Genomic DNA, 14,037 nt, shown 5'->3' on the forward strand with positions numbered 1-14,037 from the left:
GCGCCGGACCGAAGGGAGCACAACGATGATGACCGTTGTCCCTTCGCTCTTCACCGGTGAGTGAGAGCGAGAAGACCAGGCTGATCGCCTGGAGCCACGAGTTACGCACCGTCCACGGCAGGCTGCGCGAAGCGCTGACCGTGACCCAGCAGGCCCTCGCCGCCGGGGCGGCGGTCGAAGCAGCGACCAGGGATCTCCTGCTGTTCTGTCACGGGTTCTGCGCCGCGCTCACCGCCCACCACGAGGGCGAGGATCGCCACCTGTTCCCGGCGATCGCCGAGCAGTACCCCCAGCTACGGGACACGCTGCGCTATCTGCAGCAGGACCACTCGATGATCGCTCATCTGCTGGGCGGGCTGCAGGCCGCCGTCGCCCGGGGTGCCCCGCCCGCGGAGCTGCACCGGCACCTGGAGGGCGTGGCGGCGATCATGGAGTCGCATTTCCGGTACGAGGAACGTCAACTGCTGACCGTCCTGGAGACGCTGGCACTGGACGCCGATCCGCAGGTGGTGCTGGGGCCGCTGTGAACGCCTCGCACACGGCGCGCGCGACCCGGAGGGCAACGAGTTCTGCATCGCGTAGGGCGCGAGCGGCGTCGACCGGACGGTGCCGCACGTCCACACGTTTCGGGACGGGCTCGGTGCAGCGCATGGACGTCCGCGAGCACGCGGCGTAGCCGCAGCTCCGAGGGGTTGGCGGGGCGAGGTCGGGGGCAGTAGGGGGCGATGGACGAGAAGGTGATGGTGTTCGCGCCCGCGCCCCTGTTGACCGTGACGATCGAGCAGCAGGCCGACGCGGTCGAGCTGCACCTGCACCCCGGCGGGCAGGGGGTGTGGCAGACCCGCATGATCAGCGCCCTCGGCACGCCGGTGACCCTCTGTGTGGCGCTCGGTGGTGAGGTCGGTGACGCGCTGCGCAAGCTTCTCGCCGACGAGAACGTGTCGGTGCGGGTGGTCGAGCGGCAGTCGGGCACCGGCTGGTACGTGCACGACCGACGCGACGGCTCCCGGACGGAGATCGCCGAGGACCCGGGTGCGCCGATGGTCCGCCACGACATCGACGAGCTGTACACGGTGACGCTCACCGAAGGGCTACGCGCGCCCGTGAGCGTGCTGAGCGGCCCCGCCGACCCGGGTGTGGTGGACCCGGACATCTACCGTCGGCTCGCCTCGGACCTGAGCGCCAACGGCGGGACCGTGGTGGCGGACCTCTCCGGCGATCACCTGACGGCGGTGCTGGCGGGCGGCGTCGCCGTGCTCAAGGTCAGCCACGAGGAGCTGATCGACGACGGGCACGCCGACGACGACAGCGTGGCGGCGCTGCTCACCGCCGGCCGCCGGCTGCAGAAGCAGGGCGCGAGGACGGTGCTGATCAGTCGGGCGGGGGAGCCGACCCTGGCCCTGCTCGACGACGGTACGGCGCTGCAGGTGCACGCGCCGCCGTTGGAGCTGGCCGACCACCGGGGCGCCGGTGACTCGATGACCGCCGGGGTCGCGGCGGTGCTCGCCCGCGGCGGCGACCTGCGGGAGGCCCTGCGCGTCGGCGCCGCCGCCGGGGCGCTCAACGTCACCCGGCACGGGCTCGGCACCGGCCGGGCCGAAGCCGTGCGGGAACTCGCCGGCTGGGTCCGCCTCACGCCGCTGGACGACGCCCCGGGCGGCGACGATGACCGCTGACCGACCGGCCCGCGTCCTGGTGACCAACGACGACGGGGTGCACGCCCCCGGCATCCGGTGGCTGGCCCGGGCGGCGTACGAACGCGGCCTCGACGTGGTGGTGGCCGCGCCACGGTCGGAGGCGAGCGGGATGAGCGCCGCCCTGTCCGCGGTGACCGACGACGGGCGGGTGGTGTTCACCCCGGCGGAGCTGGCCGGGCTGCCGGAGGTGCCGGCGTACGGGGTCGCCGCCTCGCCCGCCTACATCACCGTCCTGGCCGTGCTGGGGGTGTTCGGGCCGCCCCCGGAGCTGGTGCTGTCGGGCATCAACCGGGGAGCCAACGCCGGCCACGCGATCCTGCACTCCGGCACGGTGGGCGCGGCGCTGACCGCCGCCAACAACGGCGCCCGCGCCTTGGCCGTCTCGCTGGACGTGCTCTCCCCGGCGGCGGCGAGCGCCGGCAGCGGCGGCGCGGCCATCGCCGTGCTCGACACGGTCGACGACGAGACCCGCCACTGGTCGACCGCCGCCGACCTGGCCGGAGATCTGCTGCCCTGGCTGCGCGACGCCGACCTCGGCACGGTGCTCAACCTCAACGTGCCCGACCTGCCGGCCGCCGAGGTGGCGGGGCTGCGCCAGGCCACCCTCGCCCCGTTCGGGCAGGTGCAGGTGACGGTCGCCGAGAGCGGCCACGGCTACGTGCGGACGACGATCGAGGAGAACGGCGCCCGGCACGTGCCCGGCACCGACCTGGCCTGGCTCGCCGACGGGTACGCCGCCGTCACCGCGGTCCGGGCCCTGGGACACCTGCCCGGGGTGGAGCTGCCGGTCGGGGCCTGACGTCGACCGTTTCCGGCCAGGCGCGGGCTGGTCGTGCCCGTGGCGCCCCGCCGCCCGGATCGGCGGCGGGGCGGGCGGTGTGGGGTCAGGCTTCGTCGGCGGCGCGGTCGCGGTCGGCCTCGGCGTCGGCCCGGCCGACCGGAGAGCCGTCGCTGTCGCGGGTGGCTTCGGAGAGGTCCACGTCGGCGCCGGCGCGGGCGGCGTCGGCCGCGGCGTCGTCCGCGCCGACGATCTCCCCACCGGCGGTGGCGTCGTCCTTCTCGGTGAGTTCTCCGGCAGCGGCCAGCGCGACCGGCACGTACCTGGGTTCGGTCATCTCGTCCTCCTCGGACTCGTCCCTTCCTCTCATCGCTACCCGGGACGGCGTCCGGCACACAGGGGCGGTGAACGTCAGCGCACCGCCCCACCTGATGCGGCGGCGGTCACCTCGACCTCCAGCACCGCCCCTTCGAGGAAGAGCCTGCTCACCTCCACCGTGGTACTGGCCGGTCTGGCGTCCGGGAAGTACCGGCTGCGGACATCGGCGTAGCCGGCCAGGTCGGCGAGGTCGGTCATGAAGGTGCGCACGTGCATGACGTCGGCGAACGTGGCGCCGTGCGCGGCCAGCAGCGCACCGATCAGCTCGAAGATCCGTTCTGTCTGTGCGCGTACGTCGCCGGGGGCCACGACGGTGCCGGTGTCGTCCACGGCGACCTGGCCGGAGAGCACGAGCAGCGCGCCGCCGGGCAGGGCGAGACGGGCCACGTGGGAGAACCGGTCGCCGAACGGCGCCGACACGGTCGCGGGGTTGTCCAGGGTGACGGTCACGGTCGCTCCTCGTCGGGGGTGGTGGCATCGCGGGACGGCGCGTCGGTGAGGGTGGCGAGGTCGGCGTCGGGCCGGGGCACGGCGGTCAGCATCGCGGCGGTGGCGCTCAGGACGGGTGCCGGCACGTCGCCGAGCGCGTCGAGGGCGAGCCGGGCGTCCTTGGCGGCCAGCGCGACGGCGAACGCGGCGTCGGTGGCGCTCGCCCGGGCGACCGCGCCGCGGAGTGGTCCGGTGGCCAGCGCGTCGCAGGCCGTACGACGGTCGACGCCCACCGCGTCCGCCACCGCCAGTGCGTCGGCGACCGCCGCGACCGCCGTGACGAGGGCGGTGTTGAGCACCAGCTTCATCGCCGCGCCGGTGCCGGGGCCGCCGCAGCGACGCAGCGTGCCCAGGTTCTCCAGCACCGGTGCGACCCGGTCGACGGCCGCCTCCGTACCGCCGGCCAGGACCACCAGACGACCTTCCTGCGCCGCGCCCGCGCTGCCCGCGACCGGCGCGTCCACCAGAGGGACGCCCGAGGGGAGGCGTGCGGCCAGTTCCCGGACGGCCGACGGGCCGATCGTGGACATCTCCACCAGGTGAGCGCCGGTCCGCAGGGCCTCCAGCGCCCCGTCGACGCCGAACAGCACCTCCTGGACGGCGGTCGCGTCGGTGAGCATGGTGATCACTACGTCGGCGTCCCGGACGGCCTCCGCCGGGTCGGCGGCGGCTCGGGCGCCGGCCTCGACCAGCGGTGCGGTGCGCGCGGCGGTGCGGTTCCAGACGGTGAGCCGGTGCCCGGTGGCCAGCAGCCGACGGCCGAGCGCCGTGCCCATGGTCCCCGTACCCAGCAGTGCGATGGCGTTCATGACCGGCGACGCTACGGCGATGCCATCCATGCGACCAGCGAATGTTTGTCATCCCTGCCATTCGGCACGAGCATGGGTGCGTGCAGCCACACACCCTCCGGGTCTTCCGCGCCGTCGCCGAGCACGGCTCCATCAGCGCTGCGGCGCGGGCCCTGCGCTACACCCAGTCGGCGGTGTCCCGGCAGATCGCCGCGCTGGAGGTCGATGTCGGACACACCCTGTTCGACCGGTTGCCCCGTGGCGTCGCCCTCACCGAGCACGGCCGTTGCCTGCGCGACCATGCCGCGGCGGTGCTCGACCGCCTCGACGCGGCGCGTCGGGACCTGGCCGCGCTGGACGACCTGTCCGCCGGCCGGCTGCGCGTCGGCGCGTTTCCCACCGCGGTCGCCGCGCTCGTGCCGCGTGCCCTGGCGACGTTTCGGTCCGAGCATCCCGACGTGGCCCTGTCCCTGGTCGAGGGGCTGACGCCCGGCCTGGTGGCACGCCTCGCCGACGGCGACGCCGACGTGGCCGTGCTCAGTGCCGCACCGGATCAGCCGCTCGACAGCGCACGCGTCGACCTGCACCACCTCCTCGACGAGGCGCTGCTGGTGGCGGTTCCCCGGACCCACCGGTTGGCCCGCCGACGTACCGTCCGGTTGCGGGACCTGGCCGACGACGCGTTCATCGCCGGTTCGGCCACCGCGGAGGAGACCCTGCTGCGCGCCACACTGCCCGCCGGCTTCCGACCCAGGATCGACATCGTGGCCGCCGAATGGACCGGCAAGCTGGGCTGTGTGGCGGCCGGCCTGGGCGTCGCCCTGGTCCCGGCCCTGGCCGTCCGGGCCACCCCGCCCGATCTGGCGCTGCTACGGCTGCATCCCGACGACGCCTCCGTCCGGCGGGTCTTCGCCGCCACCGTTGCCGGTCGCAGCCGGTCACCGGCGGTCCGACGCTTCCTCGCCCACCTCGACGCGGCGGCGGCCGGACTCAGGTGAAGGACACGACCACCGGTGACGCCCGCCGGTCACTCCTCGTCGTCGCCGATGCGGACCTCGAGCCGGTCCGGCTCCAGCCGGACGATCTCCATCCGCCGGCGGGCGCCGGCGGCGGTGTCGACCCGGATCGGCCCCTCCGGCGGGCAGCGCCACCGGCCGGGCCGGCGCTCGTTGGCGTCCCCCCGCCCGATCGGCCGGTCGACGAAGGTGCCGTCGGCGTGGAACTCCATGCCGTCGCGGCCCCGCGCCGGGGGGAAGTCGTGCTCGGCCGGCCGGTACACCCGGACGCCCTCGTGGTCCTCCTCGAAGGAGTGCGTCCAGTGCCTGAGCAGCCGCTCGTCGGACATGCTGGTCCCCTTCCGCGTCGTCATGGGTGCGACATGGCTCCTGTTGCCCCCAGGGCGCGTCGCCACTCCGGGACCAGACCCTCGATGACCGAGCGGGTGGGGGCGGCACCCAGGTTCTCGGATGACGTGGCCGACGGCAACCACGACCGGCCGTCCCACCACTTGTGGTGCAGCGCCGAGTCGGCGCCGGTGACGAGGACGTCGAGGCGGTCCGGCCCTGAGCGGACCACCTGCGGGTCGCCGACGCAGACGCCGCCGAGGCATTCGTAGGCGGTGGGGGAGGGCTGCCACGCGGTGCCGTCCCACCACTTGTGGTAGAGCGCGGAGTCCGCGCCGACCATGAACACGTCGAGGCGGCCACGGCCGTCGGCGACGACCTGTGGATCCCCGACGCAGACGCCGCCGAGGCATTCGTAGGTGGTGGGGGAGGGCTGCCAGGCGGTGCCGTCCCACCACTTGTGGTAGAGCGCGGAGTCGGCTCCGACGACGAACACGTCGAGGCGGTCCGGTCCCCGGGAGACGGCCACCGGACGACCGGCGCAGATCCCCCCGAGGTTCTCGTAGCCGATGGGCGACGGCTGCCAGGCGCCGCCGTCCCACCACTTGTGGTGCAGCGCGGAGTCGGCTCCGACGACGAACACGTCGAGGCGGTCCGGACCCCACGAGGCCAGCGCCGGCTCCCCGGCGCAGATCCCGCCCAGGTGGACGTACCCGTCGGAGGACGGCTGCCAGGCGCTGCCGTCCCACCACTTGTGGTAGAGCGCCCGGTCCACGCCCCGGACCAGCACGTCCAACCGACGGGGATCCCAGCTGACGACGGCCGGATCGCCCAGGCACGCGCCGCCCAGACGCTGGAAGTCGGTGCTGGAGGGCGCCCAGCCGCTGCCGTCCCACCACTTGACGTACAGCGCCCGGTCCGTGCCGCGGACCAGCACGGCGAGGCGGTCCGGGCCGAGGCCGACGACGCGGGGAGTGCCGAGGAAGGTGCCCCCGAGGTACTCGTAGTCCAGGATCGACGGCGCCCACCCGCTGCCGTTCCACCACTTGTGGTACAGCCCCGAGTCCAGCCCGGTACGGAAGGCGTCCACCCGCCCCACGGCGGTGGCCGCGACCGGCGCGGCGGGGGTCGCGGTGCGCTCCGCGGCGACCAGGGACGAGCGGGCGGCGTCCAGGCACGCCTGCATCCGGGCCGCCTGTCCCTTCGTGAACATCATCATCGCCGCGTCGTCGACGTAGTCCATGTAGTTGACGAACAGGTCGCCGTGGGGGCCGTTGTCGCAGCTGACCTTCGGAAAGGTCGGCTTGCCGTTGTTGGGGCCCGCCTGGTTGGGCGTGTCGTCCACCTCGTCGGTGCCGCCGCAGCCGGTGCCGTCGTCACCCCAGATGTGGAACAGGTTGAGGTAGTGGCCCACCTCGTGGGTGGCCGTGCGGCCCAGGTTGAACGGCGCGGCGGCGGTGCCCGTGGTGCCGAATGCCGTGTACGTGACCACCACGCCGTCGGTCTGCGGCGGCCCGCCGGGGAACTGGGCGTAGCCGAGCAGCCCGGACGCCAGCCGGCACACCCACAGGTTCAGGTACCGGGAGGCCGGCCAGGCGTCCGCGCCGCCAGTGGCCGCCGACTTGACCCCGTCGTCGTCGGGGGAGAACGACTCCCGGGAGGTCCGGGTGCGGGTGATGCCGGTGGTCGGATTCCCCTCCGGGTCGACGTCGGCGAGGTGGAACTCGACGCCGACATCGGCGACCAGCTCCCGGAACACCTCCGGCACCCGGTTCACGTCCGGGTTCGTCGCCCGGAAGTCGGCGTTGAGCACCGCGATCTGGCTGTGGATCTGCGCGTCGGAGACGTTCTGGTCCTCGGTCTGCCAGACCACGTGCACGACGACGGGGAGGCGGGCCACGCCCGTGCGCAGCGGCCCGGCTCGCCCGGTCACCAGCGTCCGGGTGTTGTTCTCTATCACGGCCCGGGCCCGCTGGTACTCCGGGAACTGGTTCAGCAGCCGCCGATGGATGTTCATGGTGGCGCACCAGTGCGGCGAGGGCTGCGCCCCGCCGCCGCCGGCGCCGCCACCTCCACCGCCGGCCCCGCCACTGCCGTCGGGGGACATTCCGGCCATGCCTGCCGTGCCGCCGCTGCCGGGTTCCGCTGCGGCGGGCGGCGCACCGGGCGAGGTCATCCGGTCCCTGATCGACCTACCGTCCGGGCCGGTAGGAAACGGTCCGCCCATGGTGGCCCCCTCGTCGATGGAACGCCTCTTTCAATCGATGCTAAATTCCTCATCTTTCCGGTCGCAGGCGATCAGGGAATCGGCGGCCGGCGCCGCGGGCGCCATTCGCAATTTCCTTCCAGGTGCCAAATCGGGCTGCCGCAAGGGGCCGCTGCGGGCTGAGGCCGGAAAGTCGGCTCGGCGGCACACGTGCCTGGTCGGGAAGCGTCGCCATCTCGCCGACTGTCCCGATTCGCAATTGGCTGCGGAACGGATGAATGCGTGGTTGCGCCCTGTCGACGCGGTTGTCGCCCACCCAGGCAGGCCGGTCGCGCCCCCACACATCATTGATCCGCGAATCGGGCGGCGAAATTGCGGTCGTCGATGAGACGGTGCCCGATCGTACGGCCACGCCGGACGTTGTCGTCGGCGGATTCACGGTGGAGTTCGAGGTCGACGCCGTCGTGGGTGACGAGCGACTGCAGCGGACGGGGTGCCGGATGACGGATCTCGCCGTCGTAGAGGTGGCGCAGTGGCAGGGCTCGGGGTCTCCGACGGCGCGAAGGCTCCGACGCGGAGCCGCCGAGCTGGCCGCGCTGATCTCTGCGGGCGAGCACGTGGGGATCGACGTGAGCGACGAGCCCGGTACGGCCCGCGACGGGGTCGCCGCCTTGGACGTGCTGGTGCGGACCTGTCCGCGGTGCGCGCCGCCCGGACGACGATGCTCGCCGGGCTCGTCGGTGCCGTCGCTCCCCTGGTCGACAGGAGCCGGCCGCACAGCCCGTAGCGGAGGGGATGAACGCGGGCCTCGCCACCACCGTCACGGGGTGGAGGTCGGGGTGGCGGCACCGACCACACCACCGAAGAAGACCATGACGGTGAAGAGGACCATCGGGGCGACGAAGACGTACCCGAGGACCAGCCCCGCCACCGCCATGCCGCGGCCGGACCTGCGACCGTCGCGGGTCTCGTGCAGCCCGACGTGACCGAGGACGACGGCGAGCAGGCAGGGCAGCCCGAACAGGCACCAGCCGCCGAGCACACCGAGGATGCCGAGCACCAGAGCGGCGGTCGCGGTGCCCGAGGTGGGGGCCACCGCGACGAGGACCGGCGGCGGGTAGGGCGGCAGCGGCGGGTAGGCGACGGCGGGCACCGGCAGAGGGCGGGTGGGGTCGGGGTGGGTCATCGTCAGGTGTCCTCTCCGAGTCGGGTGAGCAGGGCACGCACCTCGGCGTGCAGGCGGCGCAGCTCCGCGGCGGTCGGCGCCAGCTCGTAACAGTGGTGGTGGGTGGCCGCAGACAACGTCGCCGACGCGTAGGCGACGCGGCGAGCCACGTCGCGGCCGGGACCGAGCCGGCCGCAGAGCATCAGCTGCTTGGCCCGGCTCTGCCGGCACGCGGCGACGGCCGGGCGGACCCGCCGCCAGTACGCGTCGACGCCGCGTTCCAGGGCGAGGCGGAGCAGGCACGCGCACGCCCGTGGCCACCACCCGGCGGTCACCGCGTTCGCCCCCAGCGGCCCGGCCCCGCGCAGCAGTTGGTCGGCCGCCGCCAGGCAGGCGGCCGGCGTCGGCGCGCTCACGCCAGCACCTTCACCAGGGCGCGGGCGTCGGTGACCAGGCCGGGCAGGTCCGTCAGATACGCCCCGTGCACTCCCTCCCGGCACGCCCGGTACGCCCCGACGACGGCCGCGCCGTGCCGGCCCAGCCAGCCGAGCACGTCGCCGCCCCGGTCGGCGTCGTCGAACACGGCGAGCGCGACGATCGTGGTCAACCGGCGAGACGCCGCCACGATCGCCGACTCGATGGCGTCGTGGGGCATCCCGGCCGGCACCCGGCTGCGCCAGATGCGCTGGTGACAGGCCGCTTCGACCGCCGTACGGCACAGCTCGGCCACCACCGGTCCGCGAACTTCGGCCGGCACGTCGTCGGCACGGGCCAACGCCCACGCGTCGTCGAGGTGCCGGCTGACCGGGTCGGCGCCGGCGCGCAGCGTCACCACCGACCGTTCGGCCCGCCGCACCTCCACGATCCGGGCGTTGCCGAGGTCGAGGCGGCCGACCGCGTCGGGCAGCCGACCGTCGTGGGTGAACACCACCACCTGCCGGTCCTCGGCCAACTCGGCCAGGACCCGGGCCAGGCCGTCCACCTTCGACGGGTCCATGCTCTGCACCGGGTCGTCGATGACCACGAACCGCAACGGCGACTGCGCCGCACACCCTCGGGGCAGGAACACCGCCAGCCCGAGGGCCTGCAACTCACCCTGACTCATCACGCCGAGCGCCGCGCCGTTGTCGGCGCCGTCCACGCTGACCGGGAACACCACCCGCCTGCGGGTGTTCGACCCGGCCAGGGTCATCGCCCCCAGTTCGACGTTGCTCTCCTGCCGCAGCCGCTGCCAGATCCGCTGCGAGTGCGCCGCGAACGGCCGGATCCGCTCGTCGCGCACCGCCGCGCCGGTGTCCTTCAGCCACGCCCGCGCCGCCTTCAGCCGGGCCAGCGTCGCCTCGGCCGCCGCCAGCGCACCGGCGGCGCCCAGCCAGGCGCGCAGCTGCCCGGCCGCCGCCCGCCAGCCGGTGTCCCGCTCCCGCAGGACACCCGCCGCGTACGCGCGGGCCGCGTCGGCCGCCGCCACCAGCGCCGGATACCGCGCCTGCAGGTGGTCGGCCAGCTCCACCGGATCCCCGGGTACGCGCCGCAGCTCGGTCACCGCCTCGGTCAGCGCCCGCAGCGCAGTGGCCTCCCCGTCGGCGCTGCCCTCTGCGGCCGGCCTCCGGTCTTCGGCGACGGGCAGCGGAAGGTCGTCGATCAGGTGGTGCGCCTGCCGCAGCAGAGCGGTCAACCGGGTCGACGCGGCCTGCGCGGCCAGACTGCGCCGCTGCAGCGCGGTGACCGTCGCCTCCGCCTCGACCCGCCAGCCACCGTGCAGCGCCCCGCTCCGGCACACCGGGCACGGCCCGTCACCGGCGTCGGCGTGGTGTTCGAGGGCGAGGCGCAGCAGCTCCGCGCCGCGCAGCGCCGCCCGGGACCGGCCCCCGTCGTGGCGCACCACGTCCGCGACGGCGTCGCGCAGCTCCCGCGCGAGCCGGGCCACCTCGTCCACCCTCGGCACCCTCAGCTCGGCGAGCTGCCGGCAGCGGCGTACCGCCTCGTCGGCGCCGTCCTCGTCGGGCTCGTCGAGGATCGCGGTCAGCGCCGGCAGGTCCGCCGGACCCCGGCGGCGCAGCAGGACGGCGGCCCGCGCCGCCCGCTCGTCGGCGACGCCGTCCAACGTGGCGGCCAGGGTGGCGCGCTGTCCGCGTACCTCCTTGATGCTGGCCTCGTGCGGCCCGGCGGCGCGCAGCAGACGCCGGTCGGCGTCGGTGACCGCGTCGAGGCCGACGATCGCGAACAGCGCGTCGAAGAGCTGGCTCTGCGTGCCGGCGGCGAGCCGGCCCAACTCGGCGGCGGTGAGGAACGGCCGGTACAGCTCCAGCGGCCGGTCCAGACCCAGCTCGGCGAGGCCGGCGTGCCGGCCGGCGGCGCTGGTGACGGTGACCTCGGCGTCGGCCAGGTCGGCGTCGGACCGCCAGGCGCGGGTGATCACCGTGGGGGTGGGCACCCCGTCGACGTGCAGCGCGACCGAGATGCGGCACGGGTCGGGGGTGTGCAGGTTGCGCCAGCCGGTACGCCACACGCTGGTCTTCTCCGCCCAGCGGGCGCTGTCGCCGGTCAGGGCCAGCTCGACGGCCTCGGCGAAACTCGACTTGCCGGAGCCGTTGCGGCCCACGACCAGGGTGAGCCCCGGTCCGGGGTGGATGTCGAGGGTGCGTTGCGGCCCGACGCCGCGGAACCCGGCGACGGTGATCGACTTCAGCCACACCTGCCGCTGCTCGGCGTGGCCGGTGGCGGGCGGGTCGAGGCGGGTGGGCGTGCCGGCGAGGGCGGCGGCCAGGTCGTCGTCGCCGCTGAGGGCGGCGAGGACCAGATCGGCGACGTCGGCCGGTACGGCGGGGTCGGCGGCGAGCCGGTCGAAGACCAGCTCCAACACGGGTTCGGTCATGAACGCTCTCCAGTCGCGGTGGAGGGTGAGTCGTGGAGGCTCCGCGGGCCCGCCGACGTTCGCGGCGTCGACGAGCTCGAACTGGGTCAGACGGCGGCGGTGGCGTGCCAGTCGTGCAGGAACGCCTCGGCCAGGGCACGGGCCCGGGGGCGCAGGTCGAACGTCTCCACCTGCCGGCGGCGGGCCATGTGCGACAGGGCGTCGGCGGCCTCGTTGAGCGGGTGACCGCTGTGCCCCTTGACGTGGGCGAAGACCAGGTCCGGCCGGGCGGCCACCTGCCCGGCCAGCCGCACCAGGGTCGGCTGGTCGGACCAGCGGCGTTGCCGCAGGCTGTAGCCGGCGGGCATCGCGTCGGTCTCGCCGGCCTGCCAGCGGCGCAGCCACCGGACTCCGGCCAGGCTGTCCAGCAGCACCGTCATACCGACCGGCGGCTGCTCGTACGCGGTCAGCAGGAAGTCCACCGCCCGCAGTTCGTTGATCAGAACCCGGGACACCCCGGTCGGGTCGAGTCGGCCGGTGCCCCTGCCGAGCAGCCCGTACCGGCCGTCGCTGGCCAGGTAGCCGATGCCACCCGCGCGGCCCTTCCAGCTCGCGTCGGTCGCGGCGACCAGCGGCGCCGCCGTGTGGGTCCACTGGGTGATCCAGCCCCGGCCGCGCTGGCTGCTCTGGGCCGGCTTGCGGTGGGTGTCGTGGGCGGCGGCCAGCGTCTCGGCGGTGTCGAGCAGGTCGGCGGCGCTGGCGAACTCGTCGTAGCGGGCGGCGGTGACGGCCAGGATCACCGCGTCGCCGATGCGCTCGCAGTCGGCGCAGCGGGTGGGGCGGGTGTAGGCGCGCAGGGCGGCGGCGCGGTCGTGCAGGGTGGCGGGGAGCAGGGTCAGGCCGTGGAGGAACTCATCGGGACGCACGACGCCTCCTGACGTCTCGGGGAGGATGTGTGCTGCGGCGGGTGGCGCAGCGTGGGGGAGCTGTCGAGGCGCTACCGACTTGATGGCGTGGATGGATCGGCCAGTCGGGTGGGGCGGCGCAGGTAGCTAGAGTTCGGCGACGTCGGTCACGACAGCGGTCAGCTTGTCGCCGGAGCGCCTGGTGCTGCCGTGCTCCTCCTGCGGAACGGAGGCGGTGTCGCCGGTGACTTCGAACGTGTTGATCATCGGGTCCTCGCCACCGCGTACCTCGTAGGTGACCTCGTACGTCTTCGCCGGGTCCAACCCGCTGCCGGTGTAGGTGACGTCGATCCGGTAGCTGATGTTGCAGCCGGCGCTGCCGAAGCACTGCTTGCGCAGCACCTTCACGGCGAGCTTGAAGTCCTTCTTGGTGGGCTCGTCGTACAGGGCGAGAGTGGGCGTGGGAGCCATGGTCGTCGCGGCGGCGGTGGTGGGCGCGACGGTCGTCGACGCGGCGGAGGTGGGGCTGGCCGACATGGGGGGACGACCTCCGGCGGCGGTGTCGGTGTCGTCACCCGACAGCGCGGCGATCCCGACACCCCCGCAGCACAGGGCGACGATCAGAGCGGCACCGCCAACTGCCCACGCCTTGACGTTGCTGGCCTTCCTACCGGGCGCCGGCGTGACGGCGGGCTTGATGGGGGAGGGCGCGGCGGACTGGTCGGCCGGCGGCGGGGTGGTCGGGTCGGACATGGCGAGGCTCCTCCAGGGTGTGAACAGGTGGGGGGTGTGAACAGCCGGGGCGGGCGACCTGCCCGCCCCGGAGCGGACGGGGAGCGGTCAGCCGAGCGCCACGTCGACGCCGCCGGAGAACGGCGAGTCGTGCAGCTCGAGCTTGGCGAGCTTGACGTTCTTCGGGATGTCGAAGACGACGACGCCGGTGACCTGGTTGCCGGGGTTGATCTCGTTGAGGAACGTCTCGGCGTTCTTGTTGGCGTAGATGGCGGCCCCGCCGTCGGCGGAGTACTCGGTGCCGTCGGCCGCGTACGCCTTCTGGCTGCTGCCGTCGAACATCTGCGATTCCTTGCCGATGTTCTTGACGTTGATCGTGACCAGGCAGAACTGGCCCTGCGCCTTCTCGCCGAGCACGCTGTCGCCGACCTTGGCGACGCCGCACTTGGTCGACTTGACGGTGAACTCGAACTTCCCGTCCCGGGCCGGCTGGCCGATCTTCGCGGTCTTCGCCGCCTTGTCGTCGCCCTTGGCGGCACCGTCGCCACCGCTCGAGCTGCTGGTCTCGTCGGTGGAGCCGGCGCCGCAGCCGAGTGCCACGAGGGCGGCGGCGGCCAGAGCAAGGGCGGTCGTCCTACGCATGATGAGCTCCGATTGCAGAAGGGATGCGGCGGCTCGGATCGGCCGTCGCTGATGCCGATG

The 14,037-nt window shown here is 74.0% G+C and carries 16 protein-coding genes; 4 read left to right on the plus strand and 12 right to left on the minus strand.

Translation table 11 applies throughout. The features are described from left to right. Nucleotides 1-56 precede the first annotated feature (56 nt). The 3 genes from GA0070614_RS29315 (at nt 57) to surE (ending at nt 2,496) form a co-directional block, all read left to right on the plus strand. Entirely contained in the window at nt 57-527 is a 471-nt protein-coding gene (locus GA0070614_RS29315) for a hemerythrin domain-containing protein (protein WP_088978984.1), read from the plus strand. A 198-nt stretch (nt 528-725) separates the two neighbouring features. After that, on the plus strand, nt 726-1,676 hold the full coding sequence (locus GA0070614_RS29320; RefSeq protein WP_231933435.1) for a 1-phosphofructokinase family hexose kinase: 951 nt from the start codon (nt 726-728) through the stop codon (nt 1,674-1,676). Continuing rightward, complete coding sequence (surE, locus tag GA0070614_RS29325) at nt 1,666-2,496, plus strand: 5'/3'-nucleotidase SurE (protein ID WP_088978985.1); 831 nt, start codon at nt 1,666-1,668, stop codon at nt 2,494-2,496. The genes GA0070614_RS29320 and surE overlap by 11 nt, the downstream gene beginning before the upstream one ends. Nucleotides 2,497-2,581: 85 nt before the next feature. On the opposite strand, the gene GA0070614_RS29330 is transcribed toward surE, so the two are convergent. The 3 genes from GA0070614_RS29330 to GA0070614_RS29340 all read right to left on the minus strand — a co-directional run bounded on the left by GA0070614_RS29330 (nt 2,582) and on the right by GA0070614_RS29340 (nt 4,151). Then, nucleotides 2,582-2,812 (minus strand): hypothetical protein, encoded by a 231-nt coding sequence (locus GA0070614_RS29330; RefSeq protein ID WP_088978986.1) that lies wholly within the window; start codon nt 2,810-2,812, stop codon nt 2,582-2,584. A 74-nt stretch (nt 2,813-2,886) separates the two neighbouring features. Then, on the minus strand, nt 2,887-3,303 hold the full coding sequence (locus GA0070614_RS29335) for a RidA family protein (protein WP_088978987.1): 417 nt from the start codon (nt 3,301-3,303) through the stop codon (nt 2,887-2,889). Further along, the gene (locus tag GA0070614_RS29340; protein ID WP_088978988.1) at nt 3,300-4,151 is read right to left on the minus strand and encodes an NAD(P)-dependent oxidoreductase; all 852 of its coding nucleotides are present in this window, start codon (nt 4,149-4,151) and stop codon (nt 3,300-3,302) included. Before GA0070614_RS29340 ends, GA0070614_RS29335 begins: the two co-directional genes overlap by 4 nt. Before the next feature lie 80 nt (nt 4,152-4,231). On the opposite strand from GA0070614_RS29340, the gene GA0070614_RS29345 reads away from it, so the two are divergent. Then, nucleotides 4,232-5,128, plus strand: coding sequence for a LysR family transcriptional regulator (locus GA0070614_RS29345; RefSeq protein ID WP_231933436.1), 897 nt, complete (start codon nt 4,232-4,234; stop codon nt 5,126-5,128). Nucleotides 5,129-5,157: 29 nt separating this feature from the next. Here the strand turns inward: GA0070614_RS29345 and GA0070614_RS29350 are convergent, their stop codons facing one another. The 9 genes from GA0070614_RS29350 to GA0070614_RS29390 all read right to left on the minus strand — a co-directional run bounded on the left by GA0070614_RS29350 (nt 5,158) and on the right by GA0070614_RS29390 (nt 13,977). Then, entirely contained in the window at nt 5,158-5,475 is a 318-nt protein-coding gene (locus tag GA0070614_RS29350; protein ID WP_088978990.1) for a hypothetical protein, read from the minus strand. Nucleotides 5,476-5,495: 20 nt separating this feature from the next. Continuing rightward, nucleotides 5,496-7,649: a M43 family zinc metalloprotease gene (locus GA0070614_RS29355; protein WP_231933437.1), complete on the minus strand. Its 2,154-nt coding sequence runs from the start codon at nt 7,647-7,649 to the stop codon at nt 5,496-5,498. 374 nt (nt 7,650-8,023) lie between these two features. Next, complete coding sequence (locus GA0070614_RS30420; RefSeq protein WP_157745126.1) at nt 8,024-8,296, minus strand: hypothetical protein; 273 nt, start codon at nt 8,294-8,296, stop codon at nt 8,024-8,026. A gap of 203 nt (nt 8,297-8,499) precedes the next feature. Beyond that, the gene (locus GA0070614_RS29360) at nt 8,500-8,865 is read right to left on the minus strand and encodes a DUF4190 domain-containing protein (RefSeq protein WP_088978991.1); all 366 of its coding nucleotides are present in this window, start codon (nt 8,863-8,865) and stop codon (nt 8,500-8,502) included. Between the two features lie 2 nt (nt 8,866-8,867). Further along, entirely contained in the window at nt 8,868-9,260 is a 393-nt protein-coding gene (locus tag GA0070614_RS29365) for a hypothetical protein (RefSeq protein ID WP_088978992.1), read from the minus strand. After that, nucleotides 9,257-11,719, minus strand: coding sequence for an ATP-binding protein (locus GA0070614_RS29370; RefSeq protein WP_088978993.1), 2,463 nt, complete (start codon nt 11,717-11,719; stop codon nt 9,257-9,259). Before GA0070614_RS29370 ends, GA0070614_RS29365 begins: the two co-directional genes overlap by 4 nt. A gap of 86 nt (nt 11,720-11,805) precedes the next feature. After that, complete coding sequence (locus tag GA0070614_RS29375; RefSeq protein ID WP_088978994.1) at nt 11,806-12,624, minus strand: ribonuclease HI; 819 nt, start codon at nt 12,622-12,624, stop codon at nt 11,806-11,808. A gap of 126 nt (nt 12,625-12,750) precedes the next feature. Then, nucleotides 12,751-13,356 carry a hypothetical protein gene (locus tag GA0070614_RS30425; protein WP_157745127.1) on the minus strand — a complete coding sequence of 202 codons (606 nt, stop codon included), beginning with the start codon at nt 13,354-13,356 and terminating at the stop codon, nt 12,751-12,753. Nucleotides 13,357-13,443: 87 nt separating this feature from the next. Then, nucleotides 13,444-13,977 carry a DUF4352 domain-containing protein gene (locus GA0070614_RS29390; protein WP_088978997.1) on the minus strand — a complete coding sequence of 178 codons (534 nt, stop codon included), beginning with the start codon at nt 13,975-13,977 and terminating at the stop codon, nt 13,444-13,446. Nucleotides 13,978-14,037 lie beyond the last annotated feature (60 nt).

The sequence above is a fragment of the Micromonospora coxensis genome (genome assembly GCF_900090295.1).
Classification (GTDB): domain Bacteria; phylum Actinomycetota; class Actinomycetes; order Mycobacteriales; family Micromonosporaceae; genus Micromonospora; species Micromonospora coxensis.

Coding starts and splice junctions, on each gene's coding strand:
- GA0070614_RS29360 (WP_088978991.1), bottom strand. CDS start 8,865: ATGACCCACCCCGACCCCACCCGCCCTCTGCCGGTGCCCGCCGTCGCC.
- GA0070614_RS29355 (WP_231933437.1), bottom strand. CDS start 7,649: ATGACCTCGCCCGGTGCGCCGCCCGCCGCAGCGGAACCCGGCAGCGGC.
- GA0070614_RS30425 (WP_157745127.1), bottom strand. CDS start 13,356: ATGTCCGACCCGACCACCCCGCCGCCGGCCGACCAGTCCGCCGCGCCC.
- GA0070614_RS29330 (WP_088978986.1), bottom strand. CDS start 2,812: ATGACCGAACCCAGGTACGTGCCGGTCGCGCTGGCCGCTGCCGGAGAA.
- GA0070614_RS29340 (WP_088978988.1), bottom strand. CDS start 4,151: ATGAACGCCATCGCACTGCTGGGTACGGGGACCATGGGCACGGCGCTC.
- GA0070614_RS29370 (WP_088978993.1), bottom strand. CDS start 11,719: ATGACCGAACCCGTGTTGGAGCTGGTCTTCGACCGGCTCGCCGCCGAC.
- GA0070614_RS29350 (WP_088978990.1), bottom strand. CDS start 5,475: ATGTCCGACGAGCGGCTGCTCAGGCACTGGACGCACTCCTTCGAGGAG.
- surE (WP_088978985.1), top strand. CDS start 1,666: ATGACCGCTGACCGACCGGCCCGCGTCCTGGTGACCAACGACGACGGG.
- GA0070614_RS29320 (WP_231933435.1), top strand. CDS start 726: ATGGACGAGAAGGTGATGGTGTTCGCGCCCGCGCCCCTGTTGACCGTG.
- GA0070614_RS29390 (WP_088978997.1), bottom strand. CDS start 13,977: ATGCGTAGGACGACCGCCCTTGCTCTGGCCGCCGCCGCCCTCGTGGCA.